Source organism: Thermomonospora umbrina (genome assembly GCF_003386555.1).
Taxonomy (GTDB): Bacteria; Actinomycetota; Actinomycetes; order Streptosporangiales; family Streptosporangiaceae; genus Thermomonospora; species Thermomonospora umbrina.
Window position 1 is genome coordinate 1,095,515 of the sequence record NZ_QTTT01000001.1, and the last position, 18,997, is coordinate 1,114,511.

At 72.9% G+C, this 18,997-nt stretch carries 14 protein-coding genes; 1 reads left to right on the plus strand and 13 read right to left on the minus strand.

Annotated features, from left to right (window positions below):
• Positions 1-92 precede the first annotated feature (92 nt).
• Entirely contained in the window at positions 93-1,133 is a 1,041-nt protein-coding gene (locus DFJ69_RS04760) for a M48 family metallopeptidase (protein WP_245974018.1), read from the plus strand.
• 351 nt (positions 1,134-1,484) lie between these two features.
• On the opposite strand, the gene DFJ69_RS04765 is transcribed toward DFJ69_RS04760, so the two are convergent.
• The 13 genes from DFJ69_RS04765 to DFJ69_RS04825 all read right to left on the minus strand — a co-directional run bounded on the left by DFJ69_RS04765 (position 1,485) and on the right by DFJ69_RS04825 (position 18,975).
• Positions 1,485-2,741: a glutamate-5-semialdehyde dehydrogenase gene (locus tag DFJ69_RS04765; RefSeq protein ID WP_116021348.1), complete on the minus strand. Its 1,257-nt coding sequence runs from the start codon at positions 2,739-2,741 to the stop codon at positions 1,485-1,487.
• Complete coding sequence (gene proB, locus DFJ69_RS04770; protein ID WP_116021349.1) at positions 2,734-3,870, minus strand: glutamate 5-kinase; 1,137 nt, start codon at positions 3,868-3,870, stop codon at positions 2,734-2,736. Before proB ends, DFJ69_RS04765 begins: the two co-directional genes overlap by 8 nt.
• On the minus strand, positions 3,867-5,258 hold the full coding sequence (gene obgE, locus DFJ69_RS04775) for a GTPase ObgE (RefSeq protein WP_116021350.1): 1,392 nt from the start codon (positions 5,256-5,258) through the stop codon (positions 3,867-3,869). The genes proB and obgE overlap by 4 nt, the downstream gene beginning before the upstream one ends.
• A gap of 99 nt (positions 5,259-5,357) precedes the next feature.
• A complete protein-coding gene (rpmA, locus tag DFJ69_RS04780; RefSeq protein WP_116021351.1) occupies positions 5,358-5,615 on the minus strand; it encodes a 50S ribosomal protein L27 in 258 nt (85 codons plus the stop codon).
• A gap of 13 nt (positions 5,616-5,628) precedes the next feature.
• Entirely contained in the window at positions 5,629-5,943 is a 315-nt protein-coding gene (gene rplU, locus DFJ69_RS04785) for a 50S ribosomal protein L21 (protein WP_116021352.1), read from the minus strand.
• A gap of 312 nt (positions 5,944-6,255) precedes the next feature.
• Positions 6,256-9,705, minus strand: coding sequence for an Rne/Rng family ribonuclease (locus DFJ69_RS04790; RefSeq protein ID WP_245974020.1), 3,450 nt, complete (start codon positions 9,703-9,705; stop codon positions 6,256-6,258).
• A gap of 229 nt (positions 9,706-9,934) precedes the next feature.
• Entirely contained in the window at positions 9,935-10,726 is a 792-nt protein-coding gene (locus DFJ69_RS04795) for a TIGR03936 family radical SAM-associated protein (protein ID WP_116026405.1), read from the minus strand.
• A gap of 219 nt (positions 10,727-10,945) precedes the next feature.
• Positions 10,946-12,868 (minus strand): TIGR03960 family B12-binding radical SAM protein, encoded by a 1,923-nt coding sequence (locus tag DFJ69_RS04800; protein ID WP_116021353.1) that lies wholly within the window; start codon positions 12,866-12,868, stop codon positions 10,946-10,948.
• A gap of 54 nt (positions 12,869-12,922) precedes the next feature.
• Positions 12,923-14,101 (minus strand): rod shape-determining protein RodA, encoded by a 1,179-nt coding sequence (gene rodA, locus DFJ69_RS04805; protein ID WP_116021354.1) that lies wholly within the window; start codon positions 14,099-14,101, stop codon positions 12,923-12,925.
• A 34-nt stretch (positions 14,102-14,135) separates the two neighbouring features.
• The gene (gene mrdA, locus DFJ69_RS04810; protein ID WP_116021355.1) at positions 14,136-16,232 is read right to left on the minus strand and encodes a penicillin-binding protein 2; all 2,097 of its coding nucleotides are present in this window, start codon (positions 16,230-16,232) and stop codon (positions 14,136-14,138) included.
• A gap of 2 nt (positions 16,233-16,234) precedes the next feature.
• Positions 16,235-16,816, minus strand: a complete 582-nt coding sequence (gene mreD / locus DFJ69_RS04815) for a rod shape-determining protein MreD (RefSeq protein WP_116021356.1) — start codon at positions 16,814-16,816, stop codon at positions 16,235-16,237.
• Between the two features lie 2 nt (positions 16,817-16,818).
• Positions 16,819-17,844: a rod shape-determining protein MreC gene (gene mreC, locus DFJ69_RS04820; RefSeq protein ID WP_116021357.1), complete on the minus strand. Its 1,026-nt coding sequence runs from the start codon at positions 17,842-17,844 to the stop codon at positions 16,819-16,821.
• 96 nt (positions 17,845-17,940) lie between these two features.
• Positions 17,941-18,975 carry a rod shape-determining protein gene (locus tag DFJ69_RS04825; protein ID WP_116021358.1) on the minus strand — a complete coding sequence of 345 codons (1,035 nt, stop codon included), beginning with the start codon at positions 18,973-18,975 and terminating at the stop codon, positions 17,941-17,943.
• Between the last annotated feature and the right edge of the window lie 22 nt (positions 18,976-18,997).

Here is an 18,997-nt window from a genome sequence, read left to right on the forward strand (position 1 = left end):
CGGAGGGGATCGTCGGCCGGCCGGATCGCGCCGTGCGCAGGGGCTTCGGGAACCCGGAGGCGGGGCGGATCGTCGGACCTAACATGCCGGACATGACGAAGAACACCCCGGATCGTGCACGCACGCGCTTCCCCGGAATCAGCTCCCGGGCCTATGAGCATCCGGCCGACCGCTCCGCCCTGGTGGCGCTGCGCTCGCTGACCGGCTTCGACACCGTCCTGCGCCGGCTCTCCGGCATGTTCAGCGAACGCGCCCTGCGGCTGATGTTCCTGGGCGGCAGCGTCCGGGTCGGCGAGGACCAGTTCCGCAACATCCACGACATGGTCCGCGACGCCGCCTACGTCCTGGACTTCGAGGAGGTCCCGGAGCTGTTCGTGGTGCAGGACCCGACGCCGAACGCGATGGCGATCGGCACCGACAAGCCGTTCATCGTGCTGAACACCGGCCTGATCGAGCTGCTCGACGACGAGGAGCTGCGGTACGTGGTGGGGCACGAGGTGGGGCACATCCTGTCCGGCCACGCGGTCTACCGGACGATGCTGCTGATCCTGACGTCGCTGGGCTCCCGGCTGGCGTGGCTGCCGCTGGGCAACATCGCGATCGGGGCGATCATCATCGGGCTGCAGGAGTGGCAGCGCAAGGCGGAGCTGTCGGCCGACCGGGCGGGGCTGCTGGCCGGCCAGGACGTCGACGCGGTGAAGCGGGCGCTGATGAAGATGGCCGGCGGCCCGCAGCTCACGGAGATGAACACCGAGGCGTTCCACCGGCAGGCCCGCGAGTACGACGCGGCGGGGGACGTGCGGGACGGGCTGCTGAAGTTCCTCAACCTGCTGCAGCGCTCGCACCCGTACGCGGTGGTGCGGTTCGCCGAGATCGACAAGTGGGCGGGAGGGGCCGAGTACCGGCGGATCCTGGAGGGCCACTACCCGCGCCGCGAGGAGGACGCCGGCGCGAAGGTGACCGACGAGATCCGCAACGCCGCCCGGGCCTACCGGGAGTCGTGGAACGAGACCGCCGATCCGTTCATCGGCAAGCTCCGGGACGTGGCGGAGGGCGCCGCCGGCCTCGCCGGCGACCTGTTCGCCCGTGCCGGCCGCCGCGGCGGCAACTCCCAGAACGACAACGACGGCTGACCCCGCCCGCGACACCGCGCAGAGCGCCCTGGGGGCCTTGGCGCTGCCGGCGCGTTCCCCCTGCTGCTGGGCCGGCATCGTGAGGGGCGGTCGTCGGCCGCCCGGGGCCTGCAGCTCGCCCGCGACATCGGGCAGGTGCAGTAGGGCCTGCCGTCGACGGTGCCGAGCCATCGAGCGGGTCGAGGAGGCGTTCGGCGGGGTCGCCGCCTGGGTCCTCGAACGCGGCACCGGGACCGGCCCGTCGCGCGATCGGCGCGCGGCTCTTCCTGAGCCCGCGCGCCCTCGGCTGTCACCTGTCGAACGCGTGCCCCGGGCTCGGCGTCACCTCACGCGGCGCGTCGGACCGCCTCGTCAGGCCCTGATCTGGCCGTCGCCGGTCACCACGTACTTGGTGGAGGTCAGCTCCGGCAGCCCCATCGGCCCGCGGGCGTGCAGCTTCTGGGTGGAGATGCCGATCTCCGCGCCGAACCCGAACTCCTCGCCGTCGGTGAACCGGGTGGAGGCGTTCACCATGATCGCCGCCGAGTCGACGGTGGCGACGAAGCGGCGGGCGGCCCGCTGCGAGTTCGTGACGATGGCCTCGGTGTGCCCGGAGCCGTAGGTGCGGATGTGCCGGGCGGCCTCGTCCAGCGAGTCGACGACGCGGGCGGCGATGTCCAGCGACAGGTACTCGGCGCGGTAGTCGTCCTCGGTGGCCTCGACCACGTCGCCCGAGTACGAGCGGACGCGCTCGTCGCCGTGCACGGTGACGCCCTCGGCCCGCAGCGCCTCCAGCGCCCGGGGCAGGAACGCGTCGGCGACGCCCTCGTGCACCAGGAGCGTCTCGGCGGCGTTGCAGACCGAGGGGCGCTGGGTCTTGGCGTTGATCAGGATGTCGATGGCCATGTCCAGGTCGGCGTCGGCGTCCACGTACACGGCGCAGTTGCCCACCCCGGTCTCGATCACCGGCACGGTGGACTCCTCCACGACCGAGTTGATCAGCGAGGCACCGCCGCGCGGGATCAGCACGTCCACCAGACCGCGCGCCCGCATCAGGTGCTTGACCGACTCGCGGGACGTGCCGGGCACGAGCTGGACGGCGTTCGCCGGGACGTCGGTGCCGCGCAGCGCGTCCTGCATCACGCGGACCAGGACGGAGTTGGACTCGTACGCCGAGGAGGAGCCCCGCAGCAGCGCCGCGTTGCCGCTCTTGAGGCACAGCGCCGCCGCGTCCACGGTGACGTTGGGCCGGCCCTCGTAGATGATGCCGACCACGCCCATCGGGACGCGGATCTGTCGCAGCTCCAGCCCGTTGGGCAGCACGGTGCCGCGCACCGTCTCCCCCACCGGGTCGGGCAGCGCGGCGACCTGGCGGACGGCGTCGGCGATGGCGGCGATCCGGCCCTCGTCCAGCGACAGCCGGTCGATCATGTACTCGGAGATGCCGTTGTCCCGGGCCCGCGCCACGTCCTGCGCGTTCACCTTGACGATCTCGGCGGCGTTCGCCACCAGCGCGTCGGCGACGGCGTGCAGCGCGGCGTCCTTGGCCGCCCGCGGCAGCGGGGCCAGCTCGGCCGCCGCCTCCCTGGCCGGTCCGGCCACCCGCAAGAAGTCCTCGCGCTCACTCATCGCCCTGCCCTTTCGTCGATCGGCCGTCGAGGATGACGAGATCGTCACGGTGGATGATCTCGCGTTCGTATTCGGGGCCCAGCTCGCGGGCCAGCCAGCGGGTGGAGCGGCCCATCAGGTCCGGGATCTCCCCCGCGTCGTAGTTCACCAGACCTCGGGCGACCACGTCTCCGTCCGGGGCGCACACGTCCACGGGATCGCCCGCGGTGAAGTCGCCCTCGACCCCGGTGACCCCGGCGGGCAGCAGCGACTTGCGCCGCCGCACCACCGCGTCGACCGCGCCCGTGTCCAGCACCAGGCGTCCCTGGCCGGTGGTGGCGTGCGCCAGCCACAGCAGCCGGGTCGACGGGCGGCGGGACTGCGGATGGAACAACGTGCCGATGGGCTCACCGGCGAGCGCGGCGGCGGCGGAGGCCGCGTTGGTGAGCACCACCGGGACGCCGGCGATCCGGGCGGCCTCGACCTTGGTCACCATGCCGCCGGTGCCGACCCTGCCGGAGCCTCCCAGCTCGATGCCCGCGAGGTCCTCGGGGCCCCGCACCTCGGCGATGCGGCGGGAGTCGGGGCGGGCGGGGTCGCCGGTGTAGAGCGAGTCCACGTCCGACAGCAGTACCACCGCGTCGGCGCGGACCAGATGCGAGACCAGCGCGGCGAGCCGGTCGTTGTCGCCGAACCGGATCTCGTCGGTGGCGACCGTGTCGTTCTCGTTGACGATCGGGACGATGCCGAGCGCGAGCAACTGCTCCAGGGTGCGCTGCGCGTTGCGGTGGTGGGCGCGGCGCATCATGTCGTCGGCGGTCAGCAGCACCTGCCCGACCCGGAGCCCGTACCGGGCGAACGAGGAGGTGTAGCGGGCGACCAGCAGCCCCTGCCCGACGCTGGCCGCGGCCTGCTGCGTCGCCAGGTCCGGCGGGCGGCGGGTCAGGCCCAGCGGGCCCAGGCCGGCGGCGATGGCGCCGGACGAGACGAACACGATCTCGCGTCCGGCCGCCCGTCCGGCGGCCAGGACGTCGACCAGCGCGTCGATCCGGTCGGCGTCGATGGTGCCCTGCGGAGTGGTCAGCGAGGACGAGCCCGCCTTGACCACCACCCGTCTGGCCTTGAGGATCGCCTCGCGGATGTCGCTCATCGGCCCCCCAGGCGGCGGTCGGTGCCGCGGGGACCCATGCCGTCGCCGCCGCCCGCCAGGATCTCCGGCTCCCAGTCGAAGACCACCGCGTCCTCCTCGGTGCCGATCATGACGGTGGCGCCGCGCTCGGCGCCGGCCTCCGCCAACGCCTCCTCCACGCCGAGCCGGGCCAGCCGGTCGGCCAGATAGCCCACCGCCTCCTCGTTGCCGAAGTCGGTCTGCCGCAGCCAGCGGCGCGGCTTGTCGCCCCCGACGAGGAAGGTGTTGTCGCCCAGCGCCTTGACGGCGAAGTCGGCCGCCCCGCCGACCGGCTCGGGACGGATCACCAGTCGGGTCGGCTCCGGCGTCGGCAGCGTGGCCCGGTGGGCCGCGACCATCTCCGCCATCGCGAACGACAGCTCCCGCAGCCCCTCGTGGGAGGCCGCCGACACCTCGAAGACCCGCATCCCGCGCTTCTCGAACTCGGGGCGCACGAGGTCGGCGATGCCCCGGCCGTCCGGGACGTCGATCTTGTTCAGCACCACCAGCCGGGGCCGCCCGGACAGTGGTCGCTCGTCGTCCAGCGCCCGGTCGTAGGCGCGCAGCTCGGCCTCGATGACCTCGAAGTCGCTGACCGGGTCGCGCCCGGGCTCGGGGGTGGCGCAGTCCAGCACGTGCACCAGGGTCGAGGACCGCTCGATGTGGCGGAGGAACGCCAGGCCCAGGCCGCGCCCCTCGCTGGCGCCCTCGATCAGACCCGGCACGTCGGCGACGGTGAACGTCACGTCCCCGGCGGCGACCACGCCCAGGTTGGGGGTCAGCGTCGTGAACGGATAGTCGGCGATCTTGGGCCGGGCCGCCGAGAGCGCCGCGATCAGCGACGACTTGCCCGCGCTGGGGAACCCGACCAGCGCCACGTCCGCGACGCTCTTGAGCTCCAGCACGATCTCGCGGGCCTCGCCCTCCTCGCCCAGCAGCGCGAACCCGGGAGCCTTGCGCTTGGCGGACGCGAGCGCCGCGTTGCCCAGCCCGCCCCGGCCGCCCTGCGCGACGACGAAGCGGGTGCCCTCCCCCACGAGGTCGGCCATGACCTCGCCGCCCGCGGTCAGCACCACGGTGCCGTCCGGAACGGTGAGCAGCACGTCGTCGCCGTCGGCCCCGTTGCGGTTGGAGCCCTGGCCCGGCTTGCCGTTGCCGGCCCTGCGGTGGGGGCGGCGGTGGTAGTCGAGCAGGCTGGCGGTGTTGGCGTCCACCTGGAGGATCACGTCCCCGCCCCGACCGCCGTTGCCGCCGTCGGGGCCGCCGAGCGGCCTGAACTTCTCCCGGTGGACGGAGGCGCAGCCATGCCCGCCGTTGCCCGCCGCGATGTGCAGCACCACCCGGTCCACGAACTGTGCGCCGGCGGCCATGGGGGTCTCCCTCGGTGATCATTCACTGATCGTTCGGTGACAAAGACAGAGGGCGGACCGAACGGTCCGCCCTCTGGATAACGCTCTGGTGCAGGCGGTTTACTCCGCCGGCGGGACGATGCTCACGGCCTTGCGGCCCCGGTAGCGGCCGAACTCGACCGTTCCGGCGATCAGCGCGAACAGCGTGTCGTCGCCGCCGCGGCCGACGTTGAGGCCGGGGTGGAAGTGGGTGCCGCGCTGGCGGACGATGATCTCGCCGGCGTTCACGACCTGTCCGCCGAACCGCTTGACGCCGAGCCGCTGCGCGTTGGAGTCACGGCCGTTCCGGCTGGACGAGGCGCCCTTCTTGTGTGCCATCGGTCTACCTCCTCTACTTGCCGGACGTGATGCCGGTGACCTTGACGCGGGTGTACGGCTGGCGGTGACCCATCCGGCGCTTGTACCCGGTCTTGTTCCGGTAGTGCATGATGTTGATCTTCGGGCCCTTCTCGGCGCCGAGGACCTCTGCGGTGATCTCGTACTTCGCCAGCTCGGCCGGGGAGCTCACCACCGTGTCGCCGTCGACGACCAGAACGGCCGGGAAGGTGACGGTCGAGCCGACCTCGTCCTTCAACCGGTCGACGGTGAGCACGTCACCCTCGGCCACTTTTTCCTGCCTGCCGCCTGCGCGGACGATCGCGTACACCGCGAAACCCTTCGTTGGCGCGTGCTCACGGAGTGAACCGCTCCCACGCGTGACCACCAGCCCCCGGTTGAGGGCCTACCCCCGGCTGCGACCGGAGGCGGCACGCACGGAGACTTCCGTGCGCTCTCTGCTGTCCCCGTCGAACGGGGTCGCACCCGGCACACCCGCCGCGGGTTCGCAGCCCCTGCGGAGAACCGTGTGCATGGTCCAATGGTCGCGCAAAACACGACGACGCCCATGCTACATGGGGTAAAACCCCGCCGCGAACCGAGCCGCGGGGGCGGGGACCGACCGGCCCCCGCCCCGTGCGTCTCAGCTCTCGGCGGCGGCCGGCTCGGCGACGCCGGCCTTGTCGTCGGCCCTGTCGTCGGACTTGGCGCGGGAACGGCGTGCGCGGCGGCGACGACCGGTGCCGCCGGTCGTCTCCGGCTCGCCGGTCTCGTCCGGCTCCACCGCGTCCAGGGTGGCCGGAACGGTCTCGGTCGCCTCGACGGCGGCGTCGGCGGCCTCCTCCGCGGCGTCGGCCGGGCCCTCGGCGGGCTCGTCCGGCTCGGGCGGCGGGCCCGCCTCGCGCTTGGCGACGGCGCGCCTGTCCTTGTCCTTGTCCTTATCGGTCTCGTGCCGGGCGAGCTTCTCCTCGACGGCCTTCTCGACGTCGCCCTTGCGCTTGCGGCGGCGGCCCCCGCCGGACGCGGCGGACTTGTCGGGCGTGTGATCGACCGGCGTGGTCTGCACGTGGACGCCCCGGCCGTTGCAGCACTCGCAGACCTCGGAGAACGCCTCCAGCAGGCCCTGGCCGACCCGCTTGCGCGTCATCTGCACCAGGCCCAGCGAGGTGACCTCGGCCACCTGGTGCTTGGTGCGGTCCCGCGACAGGCACTCCAGCAGCCGGCGCAGCACCAGCTCCCGGTTGCTCTCCAGCACCATGTCGATGAAGTCGATCACGATGATGCCGCCGACGTCCCGCAGCCGGAGCTGCCGCACGATCTCCTCGGCGGCCTCCAGGTTGTTGCGGGTGACGGTCTCCTCCAGGTTGCCGCCCTGGCCGGTGAACTTGCCGGTGTTGACGTCGACCACGGTCATCGCCTCGGTGCGGTCGATGACCAGGGAGCCGCCGCTGGGCAGCCAGACCTTGCGCTCCAGCGCCTTGGCGATCTGCTCGTCGATCCGGTACGCGCCCAGCACGTCACCGGGCCCGTCCCAGCGCTCCACGCGGTCGGCCAGGTGCGGGGCCACGTACTGGACGTACTCGGCGACCATGTCCCAGGCGTCGTCGCCGTCGACCACCAGCTTGGCGAAGTCCTCGTTGAAGATGTCGCGGACGACCCGGATGGTCAGGTCCGGCTCGCCGTGCAGCAGTGCGGGGGCGTTGGCGTTCTTGGCCTGCCGCTGGATGTGCTCCCACTGCGCGGCCAGCCGCGAGACGTCGCCCTCGAGCTCCTCCTCGGCGGCGCCCTCGGCGGCCGTCCGGACGATCACCCCGGCGTTCTCCGGCATGATCCGCTTGAGGGCCTGCTTGAGGCGGGTGCGCTCCTTGTCGGGGAGCTTGCGGCTGATGCCGGTCATCGAGCCGTCCGGCACGTACACCAGATAGCGGCCGGGCAGCGAGACCTGGCTGGTCAGCCGGGCGCCCTTGTGGCCGAGGGGGTCCTTGGTGACCTGCACCAGCACCGACTGGCCGGACCTGAGCGCCGACTCGATGCGGCGCGGCTGACCGACCAGCCCGGCGACGTCCCAGTTGACCTCGCCCGCGTACAGGACGGCGTTGCGGCCCTTGCCGATGTCGACGAACGCCGCCTCCATCGACGGCAGCACGTTCTGCACCTTGCCGAGGTAGACGTTGCCCACGTACGACTGGTGGGTGGCGCGGTCCACGTAGTGCTCGACGAGGACGTCGTCCTCGAGCACGGCGATCTGGGTGCGCTCGCCGAGCTGGCGGATCACCATGACCCGCTCCACCGACTCGCGGCGGGCCAGGAACTCCGACTCGGTGATCACCGGCGGACGACGGCGGCCCTGCTCGCGGCCCTCGCGGCGGCGCTGCTTCTTGGCCTCCAGCCGGGTCGAGCCCTTGACGGACTGGACCTCGTCGGCGACGTCGCGCGCGTCGGTGAGGGCGGCCCGGCCGGAACGAACGTGCACCACGGTGTTGGGCGGGTCGTCCGGGGCCTGCTCCTCGCCCTCGGCCACGCCGGTACGACGGCGGCGGCGACGACGGCGACGGCTGGTGGCCCCGCCCTCGTCGGCGTCCTCGGTCTCGTCGGCCTGTTCGGCGGCCTCCTCGGCCGGCTCCGCCGCGGCGTCGTCGGCCTTGGCCCTGTCGGCCTTGCCGCGCCTGCGGGTGCGGGTGGACCTGGCGGGCGCGGCCTCCTCGACCGGCTCGGCGGCCTCGGCGGCGGGCTCCTCGTCGGCCTCGTCCTCACCCTCGCCGGTCTCGCGACGGTCGGCCTTGCCGCGGCCGCGTCCGCCCCGACGGCGACGGCGACGGGGGCGGTCGCCGCCCTCCTCGTCCTCGTCCTCGAGGTCGACGGGCTCGATGTCCTCCGACTCGTCCTCCACGGCGGCGTGCTTGGGCGGCGCCTCGGCCTTGGGGGCGGGCTGCGGCGGCTGGAACACGACCATGGGGGGCTGGAACGTCACGGTGGGGACGCCGGGCGCCTCGGCGTCGGCCGGGACCTCCAGCGTGGGCGCGGCCGGGACCTCGGGCACCGGCGGGACGGCCTCGGCCGCGCGCCGCCGGGTACGGGTGCGGGCGGGCTCGGCCCTGCCCTCCGCCTCGTCCTCGGACGCCGCGACCTCGGTCTCGGTGTCGGGGGTCTTGGCGGCGGCCTTCCTCGACCGGGAACGGGTGGCGCGCGCGGGCTTCTCGGCCGGCGCGGCCTCCTCGTCGGGGACCTCGGCGACCGGCTCCTCGACGGGCGCACCGGCCCCACGACGGGCGGCCCTACGGCCGGAACGCCCGGTCTCCTCGGCACCGGCCTCCGGCTCCTCGGCGGGAGCGCTCACCCCACGGCGCCCGGCCTTGCGGGCGGGACGCTCGGACTCCTCGGCGGCCTCCGGCTCCTCGGGAGGGGCGCTCGCGCCACGGCGGGCGACCTTCCGGGCCGGGCGCTCGGCGTCGCCGGCGGCCGCCTCCTCGGCGAGGCCGCTCGCCTGACGGCGGGACGCCGCACGCGTCGGACGCTCGGACTCCTCGGCACCGGCCTCCGGCTCCTCGGCGGGAGCGCTCACTCCACGGCGGGCCGCCTTGCGGGCGGGACGCTCGGTCTCCGGCTCCTCGGGAGGGGCGCTCGCGCCACGGCGGGCGACCTTCCGGGCCGGGCGCTCGGTGTCGCCGGCAGCCTCGGCGGGCCCGCTCGTCTGGACGCGGGGCTCCTCATCGGTCGAAGGCTCGGGCGCCGCGGCGGCGGGGGCGCTCACTCCGCGGCGTGCGACCTCATCGGTCGCGGCCCCGGTGGCGGGAGCCTCCGGCTCCTCGGCGGGTGCGCTCGCCGCGCGGCGGGCCACCTTGCGGCGGGTGGTCGCGCGGGCGGGGCGCTCGGCCGCCTGCGGGGCGGGCCCGGGCTCCGCCTCCGCGGCGGGGGGCTCGGGCGCCGCGGCGGCGGGGGGCGCGGCCGGGGTGATCACCGGGGGGGTGTCGTCGACCTCCGGGGGTGGGCCGGCCGGGCGGCTGGCGGCGCGCCGGCGGGCTCGCGCGGCGCTCGTCTCCATGGTCTCGTCGGGGTTCTCGGTGTTCGCCGAGTCGGTCTCGTTCTCATCCATGCGGGCAATCTCCCGTCGGGCTCCCGGGCGCTACCGCGTGGACCGCCTCTCGGCGGTCCGGCGCGGTGCGCCGCACGGAAGCACTCTCCGTCGTTGTCGCCGCCATCGGCCGGACCTCCTCGGTCCGGCGACGACGGCAGAAGTCGTCTCGGGCGCACCCGGCCGCCCCTGAAGGGAACGGCGGAGGGCCGTCCCCTCGAACCCGCCCCGTGCACGCACGGGACCGGCTCTATGGCCTGGTGCTGACGACGTCCGCGCTCTCGGTGCCCGCCGGCCGTGGTACGGCGCCGTGGGCCGCCATGGCGTCTTCGCCCGGCGGTGGCACGGCTTCCCGGTCGGGATCCAGCGGGTCCGCCAGCTCACCGGTGGCTTCGTCCAGGAGCCCCTGCGCCAGCCTGGTCACCAACGGTGGTGACGGCGGCGCCAGGCCGGCGACCTGTCGCAGTCCGGCGAGGACGTCGTCGGGTCGAACGGCAGGTACAGCATGCCGAACAACCATTCGAAGTATCGCAGAAGGGGCGTCGGCGGTCTCCGGGGCGCGCCGGTCCAGCCCGCAGGCGGACACTGCGGCGCGCGCGTCGAAACGCCGCCGTCCCTTCTTGGTGAGGCGTTCCACCTCGATCTCATCGGCGGCCATGAACGTGTTCACGGCCGTCTCGGCGGTGTCGGGCCGGACGCCGTCCAGCCGGATCCGCCACTCGGAGGCCTGCAACCGATCCGCGAGCGAGGTGCCGGCCGGGGCCTCGGCGACATCGACGATGTCCAGGCCCGGCGGCAGCGCCGCGTCGAGATCGGCCCGCACCCGCGCAGGGTCGCGGATGTCGGTGAGCCCCAGTTCGAGGTATTCCGCCTCGCTGGCCACCCCTGTCGGCGCCGCACCCGCGTACGAGATCTTCGGGTGGGGCGTGAATCCGGCGCTGAACGCCACAGGGATCCCGGCGCGCCGCACTGCGCGTTCCACGGCCCGGGATATGTCGCGATGGCTGGTGAACCGCAGTCTGCCGCGCTTGGCATAGCGCACGCGCAGACGCTGGATCACGGGAGCCGGTGCCGGCCCGTCCGGCCTGGGTGCCAGGGTCTCGGTCCTTCCTACTCGTGTCGAGTCGAAAACGTCTGACTACAGGGTAAGGCCCCTCCGGTCCTCTCGTACCCAGGGGTGATGTCCCGGGACGTGCGGACCGGACTGTGACCCGTACCAACTGAGACGCTCAGATGTCCCCGTCAGTTGACGGTCGAACCCTCAAACCACGTTGAGCGGCAGGAGTTTGCGTCCCGTGGGGCCGATCTGGATCTCGGTGCCCATGGTCGGGCAGACCCCGCAGTCGTAGCAGGGCGTCCAGCGGCAGTCATCGACCTCGGTCTCCTCCACGGCGTCCCGCCAGTCCTGCCAGAGCCACTCGCGGTCGAGCCCGGCGTCGAGGTGGTCCCAGGGCAGGACCTCGATCTCGTCGCGCTCACGGACCGTGTACCAGTCGACGTCGACGGGCTCGTCGGCCAGGGCCTTGTCGGCGCAGGCCCTCCACCGCTCGTAGGAGAAGTGCTCGCTCCAGCCGTCGAACCGGCCGCCGTCCTCCCAGACCGCCCGCACGATCCGCCCCACCCGGCGGTCGCCGCGCGAGAGCAGGCCCTCGATGATGGAGGGCTCGCCGTCGTGGTAGCGCAGACCGATGGCCTTGCCGTACTCGCGGTCCGAGCGCAGGGCGGCCTTGAGGGCCCGCAGCCTGCGGTCGACGGTCTCGTGATCGCACTGGGCGGCCCACTGGAACGGGGTGTGCGGCTTGGGCACGAACCCGCCGATGGACACGGTGCAGCGGATGTCGCGGCGCCCGGTGGCCTCCCGCCCCGCCCGGATGACCCGGCGGGCCATGTCGGCGATGGCGAGGACGTCCTCGTCCTCCTCGGTGGGCAGCCCGCACATGAAGTAAAGCTTGACCTGCCGCCAGCCGTTCTCGTAGGCGGTGGTGACGGTGCGGATGAGGTCGTCCTCCGACACCATCTTGTTGATGACCTTGCGCAGCCGCTCGGACCCGCCCTCGGGGGCGAAGGTCAGCCCGGAGCGACGGCCGCCGCGCGAGAACTCGTTGGCCAGCGTGATGTTGAAGGCGTCCACCCGGGTGGAGGGCAGCGACAGCGAGGTGTTGGTGCCCTCGTAGCGGTCGGCCAGGCCCTTGGCCACGTCGCCGATCTCGCTGTGGTCGGCGCTGGACAGGCTGAGCAGCCCGACCTCCTGGAAGCCGGACTCTTTGAGCCCGGTCTCCACCATGTCGCCGATGGTGGTGATCGACCGCTCCCGCACCGGACGGGTGATCATGCCCGCCTGGCAGAACCGGCAGCCCCGGGTGCAGCCGCGGAAGATCTCCACGCTGTACCGCTCGTGGACGGTCTCGGCCAGCGGGACCAGCGGCCTCTTCGGGTACGGCCAGGCGTCCAGGTCCATCACGGTGTGCTTGGCGACCCGCCACGGCACACCCGGCCGGTTGGGCGCGACCCGCCGGATGCGCCCGTCGGGCAGGTAGCTCACGTCGTAGAACCTCGGCACGTACACGCCGCCGGAGGCCGCCAGCCGCATCAGCAGCTCGTCGCGCCCGCCGGGCGAGCCCTCGGCCTTCCACTCGCGGACGACCTCGGTGATGGCCAGCGTGATCTCCTCGCCGTCGCCGAGGACGGCCGCGTCGAGGAACTCGGCGATGGGCTCGGGGTTGAACGCCGCGTGCCCGCCCGCGATCACGATCGGGTGCTCGTCGGTGCGGTCGGCCGCCTCCAGCGGGATGCCCGCCAGGTCGAGGGCCGTCAGCATGTTGGTGTAGCCCAGTTCGGTGGAGAAGCTGACCCCGAACACGTCGAACGCGGCGACCGGGCGGTGCGCGTCCACGGTGAACTGCGGGATCCCGTGCTCGCGCATCAGCGCCTCGAGGTCGGGCCACACCGAGTACGTCCGCTCGGCGAGCACCCCCTCGCGTTCGTTGAGGATCTCGTAGAGGATCGCGACGCCCTGGTTGGGGAGGCCGACCTCGTACGCGTCGGGGTACATCAGGGCCCATCGCACCTCGGCGGCGTCCCAGTCCTTGATCTGGGAGTTGAGCTCACCGCCGACGTACTGAATCGGCTTGTTGACGCTCGGGAGCAGCGGCTCCAGACGCGCGAAGAGCGATTCGACGGGCATGGAGGTCCTCCGAAAAGGGAACTGGGGAGATCAAGCTTTCAGGGTACCCGCGGATCAGGTGGGGAACGGGCGGGCGCGGAGATGGACGGCCTGCAGCAGGCCGAGGGCGATCATGTTGGCGAAGGTCGCCGAGCCGCCGTAGGACACGAACGGGAGCGGCAGGCCCGTGATGGGCATGATGCCGAGGGTCATCCCGATGTTCTCGAACGTCTGGAACGCCAGCCAGCACACCACCCCGGCGGCCACCATGGCCCCGAACGGGTCGGCGGCGCCGGTGGCGATGCGCAGGCCGCGCCACAGGACCACGCCCATCAGGACGATGATCAGGGCCGCGCCGATGAAGCCCAGCTCCTCCCCCGCCACGGTGAAGATGAAGTCGGTCTGCTGCTCGGGCACGAAGTGCCCCCCGGTCTGCTCGCCCTCGAACAGGCCCTTGCCGTCGAAGCCGCCCGAGCCGACCGCGATCCGGGCCTGCTGGGCGTTGTAGCCCGCGCCGCGCGGGTCGGCCTCCGGGTTGGCGAACGCGGTGAACCGGTCGATCTGGTACGGCTTGAGCAGCCCGAAGAACCACACCGAGAAGGCCGCCAGCAGCCCGCCCCCGAGCAGCCCGGCCAGCCAACGCTTGCGGACACCGGACATGGCCAGCATGCCCAGCACCACCGCGCCGAACACCAGCGTGGTGCCCAGGTCGGGTTGCGCCATCACCAGCACGGCGGGACCGCCGGCCAGGGCCAGGGCCAGCACCACGTCGCGGGGGCCGGGGCCGGCGTCGTTGTCGCGGGGCTCGCCGTCGCGGGGCTCGGCCAGCAGCATCGCCAGCAGCACCACCAGGCCCACCTTGGCGAACTCCGACGGCTGCACCTGGAAGCCGCCGCCCACCACGATCCACGAGTGGGAGCCGTTGATGGTCTCGCCCAGCGGCGACAGCACCGCCACCAGGCCCAGACAGGCCAGCCCGTACAGGATCGGGGCGTAGGCGCGCAGCAGCCGGTAGTCGAGCATCGCGACGACCGCGCCGAGCGTGAACCCGATGCCCAGGTTGAACAGGTGCCGTTTGAGGAACCCCTCCGGGTCCTTGCCCTGCTCGGTCAGCCCGGCGTGGGTGGCCGAGCGGACCAGCAGCGCGCCCAGCACGCACAGCGCCAGCACGGCGAGGATGAGCGCCCAGTCCAGCCGTCGCAGCGCGCCGAACCGGTCGCGCCAGGACGGCTGCGGGCCGTAGCCCGCGATCACGACGGTCCCCCGGACGCGCGGCCGACGTGCGGGCTCATGGCGCGGTGCCCCGGGCCGGGACGCCGACGGTGCCGTCGGGGCGGACGTTCGGGAGCCGCTCGGGGAGCTTCCCGTTGACCAGCGCGCCCTCCGTCTTCTTCGTCCCGTACATGGCCTCGAAGATCTCGCGGACGGCGGGCGCGGCGTACGAGCCGCCGGTGCCGGACTGGGCGATCATCGCGACCACCGCGAAGCGCGGCTTGTCCGCCGGGGCGAAGCCGGCGAACCAGGCGGTGTCCTCCTTGCCGTAGACCTCGGCGGTGCCGGTCTTGCCCGCCACCGAGACCCGTTTGAGGTCGAACCCGTTGAACGCGCCCGCCGCCGTGCCGTTCTTGGGGACCTCCGCCAGCGCCTTGCGCATGTAGGTCAGCACCTTGTCGTCGACGGGGAGCTCCGGGGCCCGGGGCGGGTCGATCTCGCGGACGACGGTGCCGTCCGGCCTCATCACCGCCATGCCGACGCGCGGCACCACCAGCTTGCCGCCGTTGGCGACCGCCGCGTACGCCCTGGCGAGCTGCAGCGGCGTGACCAGCACGTCGCCCTGGCCGATGGAGAAGTTCGCCGCGTCGCCGGCCCGCCACACGAAGCCCTCGGTGCAGTTCTCCCGGGCGATGGCCCTGAGGTAGGCGGCGCGGGAGGGGCTGGTGCGGGCCAGCTCGGGGTAGCCGCTCTTGGCGGCCTTGCAGGTGTCCTGCCGGGTGGCGTTCCAGTACGAGCGCTTCCAGCCGCGATCGGGGATGCGCCCGGACGCCTCGCTGGGCAGGTCCACCCCGGTCGGCGAGCCGAACCCGAAGTTGCGGGCCATCGTCGACATCGGGTCCTTGGGCTTCTTGACCGGCTTGGTGCCGCCGTCCCGCAGCCACTCCTCGTACGCGAACTTGTAGAAGATCGTGTCGCAGGAGACCACCAGCGCCCGGTGCAGGTTCATGCTCCCGTGCGCCTGGCCCTCGAAGTTGCGGAAGGCCCGGTCGCCGACCTTGTAGGAGCCGGGGCACGGGTAGGTGCCGTTCAAGGGGTACCCGTCGGCGATGGCGGCGGCCACCGAGGACACCTTGAACGTCGAGGCCGGCGGGAACTGACCCTGGGTGGCCCGGGAGATCAGCGGCTGGCCCTTGCCCTTGCCGAGCAGCCCCTCGTACTCGTCCTGGGAGATGCCGCCGATCCAGATCGTGGGGTCGTAGGACGGGTGGCTCGCCAGCGCCACGACCCGGCCGGTGCGCACGTCCATCACCACGGCGGCGGCCGCGTCCGCCTTGGAGCCGGCCTTGCGGGCCTTGTCGACGGCGTTCCTGAGGGCGGTCTCGGCGGCGGCCTGCACCTTCGCGTCCAGGCTGGTGATCAGCGACGACCCGGCCACCGGGGCCTGCTCGCGGGCGGTGCCGGTGACGCGGCCCTGGCTGTCGACCAGCACCTGCCGGACGCCCGGCGTTCCGCGCAGGTCGGCGTCGTACACGGCCTCCAGGCCGTCCCGGCCGATCAGGTCGACGCCGCTGTACCCGGTGACGCGCAGGCCGCGCCGCTTGTCCAGCTCCTCCTGGGTGATCGGCTGGAGGTAGCCGAGGGCCTGCGCGGCGGCGGCGCCCTCCGGTCGCGGGTACTCGCGGACGGCCTGCACCTGGGCGATCACGCCCGGGTAGTCCTCGGCGCGTTCCATGATCTGCAGGGCGCGCTTGGGGTCGACGCGGTCGTCCACCGGGATCGGCTGGTACGGGGAGCCCGGCCAGCAGGGGCGCTTGACGGTGGGCGAGCACAGCCGGATCCGCTTCTCCAGGTCGTCGCGGCGGGTGCCCAGGGTCCGCGCGAGCCGGTCGAGGACGGCCCTGCCGTCGTCGTCCTGGCGGGACAGCACGGTCTTGTCGACCGAGACGACCAGCGCCGTCCGGTTCCGCACCAACGGCCGCCCGCTGCTGTCGAGGATCATGCCCCGCACGGCGGGCACCACGATGTCCCGGATCCGGTTGTTGGCGGCGACCTCGCGATAGTGGTCGCCGTTCATCACCTGGAGGTTCCACAGGCGGCCCAGCAGGATCAGCAGCATCGAGAGCACCACGACGTGCAGGACCACCAGGCGGAAGTGCGTCTTGGGGTTCATCGTCACATCCGGGACAGCGCACGGTAGCGGGCCGCCGGCAGGTCGAACCGGTCACGGGAGCGGTCGCGTTCGAAGCGCCGCGTCACCCGCAGCACCGCCCACACCACGAACGGACTGGCGAGCACGTCGTACAGCACCTGCAGCGGCACGATCCGGCTGACGTTCTCCCAGCCCGCGCGGGGATCGCCGAGCATCATGCCCAGCCCCGCGTACAGCACGGTGCCGGCCAACGCCCCCGCCGCCACGGCCGCGAACGGCACCACCGACGAACGGTCCATCTCGTCGCTGGCCAGCCCGCAGACATAGCCGATCAGGCAGTACACCAGCGCGTACCGGCCGATGGTGTGGTCGGCGGGCGGGATGATGTCGGCGGCCAGCCCGGCGCCGAACCCGGACACCAGCCCGATCAGGGAGCCGCCGGTCAACGCCAGCGCCACGACGGTCAGCAGCACCAGGTCGGGTGTCACGGCGCCGGGCAGCGGCAGCCGGTTGGCCACCGACACCTGCAGCACCAGCGCCACCACGATCGCGACCGCCGCGGTCAGATTGCGCCCGGCCGGCGACACGTCGGCTGTACTCAGCACGTTCAGTCCCTCGCGTTCGGCGTCCGGTCGCGCCGCGGCGACCTGGACGATGTGGCCTTGGGCGACTTCGACGATCGCGGTCGTCGGGTCGCGGACGGGGTCAGCGTCGGGGCGGGCCCGGGCGCCAGCGCCGGTGTCGGCGACGGCTTCGGCTTGGGCGGCAGCACGGCGTCGCGCGGGTCGGACTTGGGCGGCGCGACGACGACGCCGACCACGTCGAGCGTGGTGAACCGCACGAACGGCCGGACGTAGGCGGTGCGGGTCAGCGAGCCGTGCGCCTGCTCGACGCGCTCGACCGTGCCGATCGGCACACCCGGCACGTACGGGCGCTCGCCCTGCGAGCCCAGCGTCACCAGCCGCTGGCCCGGCCGCATCGGGGCGTTGGCGTTGAGGAGCTGGAAGCGCAGCGGGGTCGCGCCCCGGTTGCCGAGGCCGCGGCGGCCCGCGCCCTGCACCACGCCGATCTCCTTGGAGTCCTCCAGCCGGGAACCGACCGTGGAGGCCGCGTCGGTGGCCAGCAGCACCGTCGCGGTGGCGGGACCGACCCGGGTCACCCGGCCGACCAGCCCGTCGGCGGTCATCACCGTCATGTCGGGGCGGACGCCGCTGCGGCTGCCCGCGTCGATGGTGACGGTGTCCTCCAGGCCCTGGCCGGCGGAGATCACCTGGGCCGGGACGACCTTGTAGCCGCCCAGTCCGGCCGAGCCCAGCAGCCGGTCCAGTTGCGCGGCCCGGTCGGCGTCCATCCGGCGGGCGCGCAACTGCTCGCGCAGCCGCTGGTTCTCCCGCTCCAGCCGGTCGGCGCGGCGTCGTTCGCCGGGCGCGTCGGTGATGGCGTCGAACACGTTGCCGACGGGCCGGACCACCGACGCCGACAGTTGCTCGATCGGGCCGAACACCGCCTCGCCGGCGCCGCGCAGCCCGCGCAGCGGCGAGTCCTCGCCGCCGCGGTAGTCGATGGTGATCAGCGCCAGCGCGATGGTCAGCAGAATGCTGAGCATCACGCGGGTGCGCCGGGTGTCTCTCACCCCCGACCTCCCCACTGTGTCGCGGTCGCCGTCGACCGTTCACGGCCGACGTGCGGCGACCTTGCGTACTCCGTTCCGTGCAGCGGGGGCGTTCGTCTAGTGCCTGGGTTCGGGGACGAGGACCTCGCGCAGCGCCTCGAAGTCCTCCACGCACTTGCCGGTGCCGAGCACCACCGAGTCCAGCGGGTTGTCGACGAGGTGGATCGGCATGCCGGTCTCCTCGCGCAGCCGCTCGTCGAGGTTCTTCAACAGGGCGCCGCCGCCGGTCAGCGCGATGCCTCGGTCCATGATGTCGCCGGACAGCTCCGGCGGGCACTTGTCGAGCGTGGTCTTGACCGCGTCGACGATGGCGTTGACGGGCTCCTCGATGGCGCGGCGGACCTCCTCGGCGGAGATCACCACGGTCTTGGGCAGCCCGCTGACCAGGTCGCGGCCGCGGATCTCGGCGTGCGGCTCGTCCTCGCCGGCCGGGTAGGCCGACCCGATGGCCATCTTGATCTCCTCGGCGGTGCGCTCCCCCAGCATCAGGGAGTACTCCTTCTTGGAGAACGAGATCACCGCCTGGTCCAGCTCGTCGCCGCCGACCCGCACCGACTGGCTGGTCACGATGCCGCCGAGGGAGATGATCGCCACCTCGGTGGTGCCGCCGCCGATGTCGACCACCATGTTGCCGGTGGGCTCGTACACCGGCAGGCCGGCGCCGATTGCGGCGGCCATCGGCTCCTCGATGATGTAGACGCGCCGGGCGCCCGCCTGGTAGCCGGCCTCCTTGACGGCGCGCTGCTCCACCCCGGTGATGCCGCTGGGCACCGCCACCACGATGCGCGGCTTGGCGAAGTGCCGCCGCTTGTGGACCTTCTGGATGAAGTAGCGCAGCATCCGCTCGGTCACGTCGAAGTCGGCGATCACGCCGTCCTTGAGCGGACGGACGGCCACGATGTTGCCGGGTGTGCGGCCGATCATGCGCTTGGCCTCGATGCCGACGGCGTGGATCTTGCCGGTGTTGGTGTTGATCGCCACCACGGAGGGCTCGTTGAGCACGATGCCGCGTCCTCGCACGTACACGAGCGTGTTCGCCGTACCCAGGTCGACCGCCATGTCCCGGCCGAGAAACGACAGCTTGTTACCCATGAAGAAAGGGAGCCCTCTCAAT

Bases quoted from the DNA above. Each gene is read 5' to 3' on its own strand.
- DFJ69_RS04790 (WP_245974020.1), bottom strand. From the start codon at position 9,705: ATGGATGAGAACGAGACCGACTCGGCGAACACCGAGAACCCCGACGAG.
- DFJ69_RS04765 (WP_116021348.1), bottom strand. From the start codon at position 2,741: ATGAGTGAGCGCGAGGACTTCTTGCGGGTGGCCGGACCGGCCAGGGAG.
- obgE (WP_116021350.1), bottom strand. From the start codon at position 5,258: ATGGCCGCCGGCGCACAGTTCGTGGACCGGGTGGTGCTGCACATCGCG.
- DFJ69_RS04800 (WP_116021353.1), bottom strand. From the start codon at position 12,868: ATGCCCGTCGAATCGCTCTTCGCGCGTCTGGAGCCGCTGCTCCCGAGC.
- proB (WP_116021349.1), bottom strand. From the start codon at position 3,870: ATGAGCGACATCCGCGAGGCGATCCTCAAGGCCAGACGGGTGGTGGTC.
- mrdA (WP_116021355.1), bottom strand. From the start codon at position 16,232: ATGAACCCCAAGACGCACTTCCGCCTGGTGGTCCTGCACGTCGTGGTG.
- DFJ69_RS04760 (WP_245974018.1), top strand. From the start codon at position 93: ATGACGAAGAACACCCCGGATCGTGCACGCACGCGCTTCCCCGGAATC.
- rpmA (WP_116021351.1), bottom strand. From the start codon at position 5,615: ATGGCACACAAGAAGGGCGCCTCGTCCAGCCGGAACGGCCGTGACTCC.
- DFJ69_RS04825 (WP_116021358.1), bottom strand. From the start codon at position 18,975: ATGGGTAACAAGCTGTCGTTTCTCGGCCGGGACATGGCGGTCGACCTG.